The 9831-nt window shown below is 71.7% G+C and carries 10 protein-coding genes; 9 read left to right on the forward strand and 1 reads right to left on the reverse strand.

The annotated features are described in order from the left end of the window. Nucleotides 1–4 precede the first annotated feature (4 nt). From HHX35_RS18510 to HHX35_RS18545, 8 genes are all read left to right on the forward strand, one after another. Nucleotides 5–910, forward strand: coding sequence for a hypothetical protein (locus HHX35_RS18510; RefSeq protein WP_259405152.1), 906 nt, complete (start codon nt 5–7; stop codon nt 908–910). Next, nucleotides 904–2088, forward strand: a complete 1185-nt coding sequence (locus HHX35_RS18515; RefSeq protein WP_182900019.1) for a S8 family serine peptidase — start codon at nt 904–906, stop codon at nt 2086–2088. The genes HHX35_RS18510 and HHX35_RS18515 overlap by 7 nt, the downstream gene beginning before the upstream one ends. Nucleotides 2089–2189: 101 nt before the next feature. Further along, nucleotides 2190–2558 (forward strand): hypothetical protein, encoded by a 369-nt coding sequence (locus HHX35_RS18520; RefSeq protein WP_182900020.1) that lies wholly within the window; start codon nt 2190–2192, stop codon nt 2556–2558. After that, complete coding sequence (locus tag HHX35_RS18525; RefSeq protein WP_220505560.1) at nt 2555–2878, forward strand: MGMT family protein; 324 nt, start codon at nt 2555–2557, stop codon at nt 2876–2878. The genes HHX35_RS18520 and HHX35_RS18525 overlap by 4 nt, the downstream gene beginning before the upstream one ends. 228 nt (nt 2879–3106) lie before the next feature. Continuing rightward, nucleotides 3107–6004, forward strand: coding sequence for a CDP-glycerol glycerophosphotransferase family protein (locus tag HHX35_RS18530; protein WP_182900022.1), 2898 nt, complete (start codon nt 3107–3109; stop codon nt 6002–6004). A gap of 92 nt (nt 6005–6096) precedes the next feature. After that, nucleotides 6097–6573, forward strand: coding sequence for a signal peptidase II (locus HHX35_RS18535; RefSeq protein ID WP_220505561.1), 477 nt, complete (start codon nt 6097–6099; stop codon nt 6571–6573). Between the two features lie 258 nt (nt 6574–6831). Beyond that, nucleotides 6832–7242, forward strand: coding sequence for a DUF6010 family protein (locus HHX35_RS18540; RefSeq protein WP_205826258.1), 411 nt, complete (start codon nt 6832–6834; stop codon nt 7240–7242). A 142-nt stretch (nt 7243–7384) separates the two neighbouring features. Next, the gene (locus HHX35_RS18545; protein ID WP_182900024.1) at nt 7385–8050 is read left to right on the forward strand and encodes a Uma2 family endonuclease; all 666 of its coding nucleotides are present in this window, start codon (nt 7385–7387) and stop codon (nt 8048–8050) included. Nucleotides 8051–8070: 20 nt separating this feature from the next. On the opposite strand, the gene HHX35_RS18550 is transcribed toward HHX35_RS18545, so the two are convergent. After that, nucleotides 8071–8901 carry an SDR family oxidoreductase gene (locus tag HHX35_RS18550; protein ID WP_220505562.1) on the reverse strand — a complete coding sequence of 277 codons (831 nt, stop codon included), beginning with the start codon at nt 8899–8901 and terminating at the stop codon, nt 8071–8073. 38 nt (nt 8902–8939) lie between these two features. Between HHX35_RS18550 and HHX35_RS18555 the strand changes: the two genes are divergently transcribed. Next, nucleotides 8940–9791: a helix-turn-helix transcriptional regulator gene (locus HHX35_RS18555; protein WP_182900025.1), complete on the forward strand. Its 852-nt coding sequence runs from the start codon at nt 8940–8942 to the stop codon at nt 9789–9791. Nucleotides 9792–9831 lie beyond the last annotated feature (40 nt).

The raw sequence follows: 9831 nt of genomic DNA on the forward strand, positions 1-9831 counted from the left end.
AGGTATGCCGCCCGAGCAGTCCCGCAGCCCGCAGACGGCGCGGACGCCGTCCGGTGTCCGGCGGGCGGGCCCGCGGGCACTGCCGCTCGGCGCGTCCGCGCGCCGCGCCCGCGCGCGGCCCTGGACGGCGTCGAGGGGACGGGCCGCCGCGGCCCAGGCGGCCAGGGAGCGGGCCGAACTCGAGCGCGGCATCCGCTTCCGCTCGCTCTATCTGACGATCATGGGCGTCGTCCTCGCCGTCGCAGCCGTGAACGTGCTGCTGGGGTCGGTCGGGCTGATCCAGGAGAACAGGTCCAGGCCGCTCACCGACGCCGAGCGCGCCCGCTACGTGGCCGAGGACGTGGCCCGGCGGTGGCGCGCGTGGCCCGCGGGCATGGTCTTCCCGGAGGAGCTTCCGTACACGGCACTCGGCCGCGCCCAGCAGTACGCGCGCAGGGTGGGCATCGCCCCCGAGGCGGCGTGCGCCGCGGCGGTCGACTCGCCGGTGGCGTCGGTGCTGCGCAAGCACGGCTGCCAGGCCGTCTTGCGCGCCACCTATGTCGACCAGACCTCGACGTTCGCCGTCACCGTGGGCGTCGCCGTGCTGCCGAGTGAGCAGGCCCGCGCCGACGCGGCGGGCGAACTGCCCGTGGACGACCGGGTGGGCGTACGGCCCGTGGCCTTCCCCGGCACGGTCACCGACACCTTCGGCGCGGCCCAGCGCCAGCGCACCGGATGGGTGGGCGCCGGGCCGTACATCGTCTTCTCCGCTGTGGGGTACACCGACGGGAGGACGCGTGCCTCCGTCCCCCTGGAGGAACAGGTGAACAGCGAGATGTGGCCCGTGGCCGAGACCGTGGCCGGGCGCATCGCGCGCGCCCTGGGAGAGCCGCCCGACGTTCCCCGCTGCACCCAGGGGAACGTGTGCTGAGGCCGGCCTTCCTCTGCGCGGCGCTCACGGCCGTCCTCCTGGGGACCGGACCGGCGGTCGCGGCGGCGCCGGCACCCGGCGGCGAGGACTCGCGGTGGGCGCTCGACGCCGTCAACGCCGCCGCCGCCTGGAAGGTCAGCAGGGGCGCGGGCGTGACCGTCGCCCTGCTCGGCAGTGGGCAGCCCGATGCCGGCGTGCCCGAGTTGAGCGGCCGGGTCGAGCGCGGGCCTGACATGACGGGCGCGATGTTCGGCGACGACACGGTGCGGCCGGGCGACGACGTGACCGCGCTGGCCTCGGCGATCGCCGGGAGCGGGCGCGGCGGGGGGACGTCCGGGATCGCGCCGGAGGCGCGGGTGCTGTCCCTCCCCGTGGTCAGGAGCCGTCCCGAGGGCGGCTCGGTCGAGTCGCAGGGCCCGGCGGGAGAGACACCCGCGGAGACACAGGACAGTCCGCTCGCGCGCGGCATCCGCTATGCGACCGGCCGGGGCGCCAAGGTCATCTGCCTGCCCGTCCCCGCGTACGCGGTGGACCGCGTGGAGCGGGACGCCATCTCCTTCGCGCTGGCGAGGGGCGTGGTGGTCGTCGCGGCGGTGGGGGACGCCGGCCGGTCGCCGTACGCCCGGCAGAACGGCACCTCCTACTGGGCGTTCCCCGCGGGCTACCCGGGAGTGGTGGGCGTCGCCGCCGTCGACCGCAAGGGCGCCAAGACGCCGGGCAGCAGTGACAACCTCTCAGTCCTGGTCGCCGCGCCGGGGGACCGCGTGCCCGTCACCCTCGCAGGGGGCCGCCGGGGGGCCGTGTCGGGGACCGGTGTGGCCAGCGCGCTCGTCGCGGGCACTATCGCACTAATAAAGGCGAGATATCCGGATTTGCCGCCGGAATTGGTGTCGCGTGCTTTGACGGCGACATCCCGACCTCATCCGTCCGCGGGTTACGACGACAAAATCGGATTCGGCGTTGTGGACGCGGCGGCGGCCCTGCGGAAGGCCGCGGAGCTGACCGGATATGGTCACGCGTCCTCGGTGCAGGACGACGCGCATTTCGGCAAGGGCCCGGTCTCGCAGGGGCCCGCGCGCCCGGGGCCGGATCCGGTTAGGCTCTGGATCTACGGCATCGCCGTGGCACTCGGAATCGGCGGTTTCTGCGCCGCGGCCGTGGCGCTCCGCCGCCGGTGATCACATGTTGGCCGCCGTTCTGCAGCATTTCGGACGCGGTCTTCCCGATGTTCGTGTTTCCGGTGACAAGGCCAGGTCAAATTTCGCTAGGGTCGCGGCTCATGGGGTACGAGCTGCGCGTAGAGCGGGATGCACCGCTCGCCTACGCCGAACTCGCGAGCGTCTCGGCGCGGGCCGGATTCGAGCTGCGCGGGTCGCACGAGGCGAGCGAGGTCGTCGCGCGCCACGGCGACTCCGTGCACCCGATCGCGACCTGGTCAGGACGGCTTTTCGGCCGGCCCGGGTCCGACTGGCAGGTCGCCCAGCTGGCACTTCTCACCGATCTTATGGGGGCCCGGCTCGTGGGTGAGGACGGCGAGGCGTACGGCATCAGGAACGGCGTCGTCGAGCAGATCAACGGATCGTCCACCTACGAGTTCGGCAAGCTCGAAGAGATCATCGCGGCCGGGCCGACCGAGTGGAGCGCTTGAGGGACGGCCGCGGCCAGCCGCCGCCGTACGCGGAGCGGGTGCTCGACCTGGTCGAGCGGATCCCGCGCGGCAAGGTGATGTCGTACGGAGACGTCGCCGAGTATCTCGGCGAGGGCGGCCCGCGGCAGGTCGGCCGTGTGATGTCGCTGTGGGGCGGAGCCGTGCCGTGGTGGAGGGTGATCCGCGCCGACGGCACCCCCGCGCCCGGTCTCGAGGCCGAATGCCTGGCCCGGTGGCGCGAGGAGGGCACCCCGTTCCGCGGCGCGCGGGCCGACATGCGCGCGGCCCGCTGGGACGGCCGGGACCGGCCGTCGCGGTGATCACCGTAGTCCGTTCCCCAGCCATGACTTGGGGGCTGACAAGCCGCGCCTCGGGTGGTCGGATCTGCGCCCTTCCCCCGGCGTAGTGCCGCTCGTCACCCGGTGCCACAGGGGTGTCACCCGCTGATTCACAGGAAATCCACAGGCTTCCGCGAGTCAGGTCTGGCAGTGTTCTGAGGGCATTACCATTTTCTGAACACAGGTCTGGCGAAGGGTGGTGCCTCCCGAATGACACCCGCACCCACGAGCGACGCCGTCGCTGAACGACTGCGGGCTGTCCAGGAGCTTTACGACCGAGGCGAGCCGATCGACGCGCTGGTCGCGCTCGTGCGCGCGGAGGGGCTCAGCCCCGCGCAGCGCCGGGAGGTCGACCGTGAGGCGATCGTCGGTCCCCTGGGTCTGCGCCTCGACGCCGCAGCCAAGCGCGGGCCCGCCCGCCGCCGCCAGACCATCGACGCGCTCCGGCCCTACCTCGCGGAGGTCGACCCGAAGGTCAAGCGGGAGCTGCCGGTCGGGCGCCGGGTCGCCTGTCACCTGATCGAGACGCAGGACCCGGGCGAGCTCGCCGAGAGCGACGCGCTGGCCAAGCTGGCCGCCGCCGCGGCCGAGCCCTCCCGCCGGGTGCGGCGGGGCCTGCGGTGGTATGCCGACCTGCCGGTCGAGGTCGGCGACCCCTCGCTGCTGCGTCTGCGGGCAGCCGACCTCGTGCCGGTCACGCAGATCGACGACATCACCTGGGCGGGCAACCGCCTGAGGGTGACCGGGCACGCCTACATCGCGGGCCTGTCGGTCCGCAGCGGGCGGTTCAACCGCGCCACCGTCGTGCTGCACGGCCCCCGCTGGCTGCCCCGGGTCACGATGAGGACCCGCAGGACCTACCGGCCCGAGGCCACCCACGCCGCCCGCGAACCCGGATGCAACTACGACTGGGCGGGCTTCACGGCCGAGCTGCATCCGTTCGCCCTGCGCTGGCGCGCCGGGGTGCGGGCCCTGGTGCGCGGCGCGAAGCGGATGCTGCGCCGCCGCCACACCGTCCAGGACACCACCACCTGGCGGGCCGAGATCGTGATCTGGAGCCGCGCCGCCCGCGCCAAGGGCGTGCTGCGCGGTCCGGTGATCGGCCGCACCGAGCGTCCGGCCGGGCTGCAGGTGCGCCCGCGCTGGTGGGTGCGGCCCGTGTGGACCTCCGACAAGGCGCTGCAGGTGGTCTACCAGCCGACCCGCGCCCAGCTCGCCGGTGTGCGGCTGAACGGCGACAACATCGAGCTCACCGGCTTCCTGCCGGGTCGGCCCGTCACCAAGGGCAAGGCCCGTGTCGGCGGCCACCGCATGTCGGCCGACTTCGCCCCCGTCGAGGGCGGCAGCCGCTTCTCGCTGTCGCTCGCGGTCGGCACCCTGCTCAACGCGGAGTCCCGGCGGCTGTGGGTCGAGCCCAAGGGAGACCCGGCCGCGGCCGTCATGCTGGAGGGCGCGGAGGAGACCCGCCTCCTGCTCGGCGAGCGCGAGGTCACGGTGCAGGGCGACCGGCGCGACCGGGTCGTCATCTCCGGTCACAAGATCCTGCCCGTGATCACCACGGCCGAGTGGCACGATGAGTCGATCACGCTCACCGGCCGCTACCCCGACCCGGACCAGGGCCCGCGCGACCTCGTGCTGCGGCACCGGGGCGGGCTCACCATCCGCGTGCCGCTCGAGCGCGACGGCGAGCGCTTCACCGTACGGCTGTCGCCCGGCGCGATGCCGCGCTTCGGGTCGGCAGTGCCGCTGGCCGAGGGCACCTGGAACGTCTCGGTGGCCCCGCCCGGCAGGTATGGCCCCGCCATGGTGCCCGCCCGGTTCGACCACGCCGGCCTCGACGCGCTGGACGAGAGCCCCCGGCTCATCGGCGGCCGGGTCTACCGGTTCGTCGCCACCCGCTACGACGTGCCGGTGCTGGTGGCGGCCGAGGACCGGCCCGGCGACGAGCGGAGCGCGGCGGGCGTGTGGGCGCTCAGCCGCACCTTCTACCCGGCCGAGCGCGCCCGGCCGCTGCGCGAGGCCACCGTCTACGTCTCCTTCGACGGCCGCGCCTACTCCGACAACCCGCGTGCCATCTACGAGGAGCGGATGCGGCGCGGCGACGAGGGCGAGCACATCTGGGTCGTCAGGGACGGCGCGTTCGTCCCGCCGGGCTCGCGAGAGCTGGGGCTCGGCGACGGCGTGGTGCCCACGGTCGTCCGCGAGGGCAGCCGGGAGCACTACGAGGCGCTGGCCCGCGCCCGCTACATCGTGTCCAACGGCTTCATGCCGCAGTGGTTCCGCACCCGTGAGGACCAGGTGTGCGTGCAAACCTGGCACGGCACGCCGGTCAAGCACATCGGCCGCGACCAGGCCCACATGAAGCGTGAGCCCCGGCCCCCGGTGTGGCACCGCCAGGCCGTGGAGGTCCGCGGCTGGGACCTGCTGCTGTCGCAGAGCCCCTGGGCGTCGTCCGTCCTGCGCAAGGCCTTCGGTTACGAGGGCGAGATCCTGGAGTCGGGCTACCCGCGCAACGACGTCCTCGTCTCCGGCGAGCGCGACGCGCTGGCGGCGGAGATCCGGCGCCGGATCGGCATCCCCGAGGGCAAGCGGGTCGTGCTGTACGCGCCGACCTACCGCGACTACGACCGCAGGAACGCCACGGTCAAGCTCGACCTGGCGGACGCGAAGCGGGCACTCGGCGCCGACCACGTCGTGCTGGTCCGCGGCCACATGATGCAGGCATTCCCACACGTGAACGCACACGACGGCTTCGCTATCGACGTGACGACCTACCCCGACACCGCTGATCTGCTGCTGATCGCCGACGTGCTCGTCACCGACTACTCGTCGGTCATGTTCGACTTCGTGGCGACCGGGCGGCCGGTCGTGCTGTTCACGCCGGACCTGGCCAAGTATCGCTCGTCCCGCGGGCTGTACCTCGACCTGGAGTCCCAGCGCCCGGGGCCGCGCCTGGAGACCTCGCCCGAGGTCGTGGAGGTCCTGCGGAACATCAACGCCGTGACCGCCAAGCTGACCGACCGTTACGCGGCCTTCACGCGGACCTACGCGCCGCACGACAACGGCAAGGCCACCGCGCGGGTCATCGATCGCGTCTTCACGTCCTGATCGGCACCGAGAACGTTGCGGATTGCGAGGTAAGGGTGTCGGACGGACGAGGTTCGCAGGGGACGAGACCAGGTATGCGGCCATATGGGCGGATGCTCGTGCTGGCCGCGACGGTTCTTCTCGTGGACCAGGCCTCCAAGCTCTGGGCGATCTCCGCGCTTTCCGACGGTGAGAGCATCACGGTGATCCCGCAGCTGATCCGGTTCCGGTTGTTGCTGAATGCCGGCGCTGCCTTCTCGACCGGCACGGGGGTGACGTGGCTGTTCACCCTGACGGCGGCCGCCGCGGTCGCCGGCATCCTTTACGCCGGGCGGCGGCTGCGGTCGCCGGCCTGGACCTTCGTGCTGGGTGCGTTGCTCGGGGGCGCCACATCCCATCTGCTCGACCGCCTCTTCCGCCCGCCCGCCTTCGCCCAGGGCCATGTCGTGGACTTCATCGACTACGGCGGCCTGTTCGTCGGCAATGTCGCCGACATCGCAATCGTGGGGGGCTGCGCATTTCTTCTGCTGCTGAGCCTGCGCAATGTCCCTCTCGGGGGCGTGCCTGATCAGGGACGTCCATCCGCGTAGGCGGACCGCCCGGGCGGTTCTCCTCCTGACCGGTATGACTTCTGCGCCCCGGGCCCGTCTCCACGCGGCCCGGGCGCGGCGTTTCTCCCCGGCGCCTGGCGGGATCCCGTCGGCATGTGTCGCCAATGCCCCTGGGAAGGCACGCGGCCGGCTGGTTGGCTTCTGACGCGGGTTCGCCGTCACCGTCCGCGGTGCCGGCCGTCTGCTCGCGTCATCACGACAGCCATTCGAGAGAGCCGCACGATCATGAGTCTTGTCATGCCGATCCTGATCGGCCTCGCCTACGCCGTGCTGATGTCGTTGATCCCCGAACCGCACCGCCGTCGCTTCAACGCGATCATGGTGGGCGGAGCGGGGGCCGCCTACCTCAGTGGCGGCGGCCTCGGCGGCTGGGAGTTCCCCTTCACCGCCCTCGTCGCGTACTGCGCCTACCGCGGTCTGGAGTCGTGGTCGTTCATCGGGATCGCCTGGCTGCTGCACACCGGATGGGACATCCTCCATCACCTCAAGGGCAGCCCGATCATTCCCTTCGCCCACGACTCGTCCTTCGGCTGCGCCATCTGCGATCCCGTCATCGCCCTGTGGTGCTTCTGGGGCGGTCCCTCGCTCATCGGCCTCGTCCGGGCTCGCGTCACCCGGCCGCACACACCGGATGCGGTTTCCTCCTAGCGGGTGTGCTTTCTTCCACTACAGCGGTGCCCACACTCACCGTCTCTTGTCGTCACCTCCTTTCGAATCTGTTACTTTCCGTGTCTCTCGAATGACCATGCGTACCATCGAGGTGTAGGGAGACGGAGAGGATGGCGAGGGGATGGCGCTCACAAAGCCGACGAGGCAGGGCAGACGGCGGCATGTCTTCAGATCTGCGGCCTCGGCGCCCGGCGAAGTGCCCGAGCCGGAGCCGATCGACGGCGAGGACGACATCCGGCGCCTATGCCAGGAACTCAACGATGCCGGCTACCCGGCCGAGATCACCTATGGCCGGGTCGTCGTGAGCCCGAAGGTCAGCCGTGAACAGTCGAACGTCACCTTCCGCCTGATGAACCAGCTTTTCGACTCGGTCCGGGAGAATCGGTGGGTCATCCATTCCAACTGGGGAGTGCACATTCCGCCGTTCCCCGACATGCGGCTTCCCGATCTCATGATCGCGCCCCAGGACGCCGAGCAGTACGACGACATGCACATCCTCGGACACAGTGCGCTGCTCGTGGTCGAAGTGTGCTCCAGGGGAACGCGGTCGATCGACTGGGACGAGAAGCCACTGGAGTATGCCCGTGCGGGGGTGCCGCTTCTCCTGATCGTCGACCCGGTGACCGACCCCGCGACTGTGACGCTGATGAGCCTGCCGCGCAAGGATCTCGCAATGGACGACCTCCGCGAGCCGTACGAGCGGGTCGAGACAGTCCATGCCGGGGAGTCGCTCCGGCTGCCGACGCCGTTCGACATCGATCTGGCCACCGGTGAGCTGCTCGCTTGAGCGAGAAGCCCGGCTTCTTCTCAGGCCTGGTTCGTCGGGAGCACGACGACCTGACGGAGGTTGACGTGCTTGGCCCGGCTGACCGCGTACGCGATCAGGTCGGCGATCTCCTCCGCGGTCATGGGCGTGATGACCTGGAACATGCCGGCCAGTTGCGCCCCGAGCTCCGGGCTGTCGACGTGGTCGCCCAGCTCCGTCGCCGTCAGGCCCGGCTCGATGTTGGTCACCCGCACCCCGCGCGGGCCGAACTCCGCGCGCAGGTTCGCGGACAGGTGGGTGAGGGCGGCCTTGGTCGCCCCGTAGACGGCATAGCCGGGGAAGACGAGGTGGGAGCCGATCGACGAGATGTTGACGAGGTCGGCAGTCCGGCCCTCCTCCGCCGCCGCGAGCAGGTCGGCCGTGAAGGCCCGCGTGATCCGCAGGGCGCCCGCGATGTTCGTGTCGAGCATCCGCGTCCACTCGTCGATTCGGCCGTCGTCGATCGGGTTGGGCAGCATCACGCCCGCGGCGTTGACCACCAGGTCCACAGGCCCGAGCTCGGCGTGGACACGGTCCACGGCGGCGGCCACGCTGTCGTCCCGGGTGACGTCGGCGGTCACGGCCAGCGCGGTGCCGCCGTCCGCGGCGATCTTCCGGACCAGGTCCTCCAGCCGGTCGGCGCGGCGGGCGAGCAGCGCGACCTTCGCGCCGGAAGCGGCCAGCAGCCGCGCCGTCGCCTCTCCCATGCCGCTGGCGGCCCCGGTGACAACGGCGACGCGTCCGGCCAGGTTCTCGTAGCTCATCGTGACTCCTTCGAGTTCGAGGTTGACGAGAGCCACTCTGGCGGGACGGGCCGGCTCTACCCAGCGCACGCCTTTTCCTGGTAAAGCCAGTACTAGGCTTGGTCCCCATGGATGGTGATCTGGGACGGTTCCTGCGTTCTCGCCGGGCCCGGATCCGGCCCGAGGACGCCGGGCTCCCGGCGCACGGGCGGCGGCGAGTCAGCGGGTTGCGGCGCGAGGAGGTCGCGCTGCTCGCGGGCGTGAGCGTCGACTACTACATCCGCCTGGAGCAGCAGCGCGTACGCAACGTGTCCGACGAGGTGCTCGACGCGGTCGCCCGAGTGCTGCGCATGGACGGCACCGAGCGGGCGCACCTGCGCCGCCTCCTCCGCCCGCCGGACGACCGGCAGGCTCCCAGCGCCGGCATCCGGCCCGGAGTGCGGATGCTTCTGGACGCGGCCGACTCCGTGCCGGCGTTCGTCCTGGGGCCGCGGATGGACGTGCTCGCCTGGAACGCCCTCTCCGACCGGATCAACGGGTTCTCGGCCATGCCCGCGGGTGAGCGCAACATGGCCCGCCAGACCTTCCTGACTCCGCGGGCGCGCTCGTTCTACCGCGACTGGGCGGCCGTGGCCGCCGAGACCATCGCCCACCTGCGCCTGTACGCAGGGAGGCACCCCGACGACCCACTGCTGGGCCCGCTCGTCGCCGGCCTGTCCGCGGACCCCGGCTTCGCCCGCCTGTGGGAGGAGCACCGGGTCGCCGAGAAGACCTTCGGGGTCAAGCTGCTGCGCCACCCGGAGCTCGGCGACCTGGACTTCGCGTACGAGACCCTGGCCCTGCCCGGGGATCCCGACCTGCTGGTCGTCATGTACACCGCCGATCCGGCCTCCCCGACCGGCCGCACGCTGGACAGGCTCCGGCAGGCCCATCGCGCCGATCTCGACAAGCCGGACGTACGGGTGATGACCGCCGGCTGATCCGCCCTTCTAGGACACGGAGTGGGCATTCGGGCACGAT

It is taken from the genome of Microbispora sp. H10830 (assembly GCF_014161375.1).
Classification (GTDB): Bacteria; Actinomycetota; Actinomycetes; order Streptosporangiales; family Streptosporangiaceae; genus Microbispora; species Microbispora catharanthi.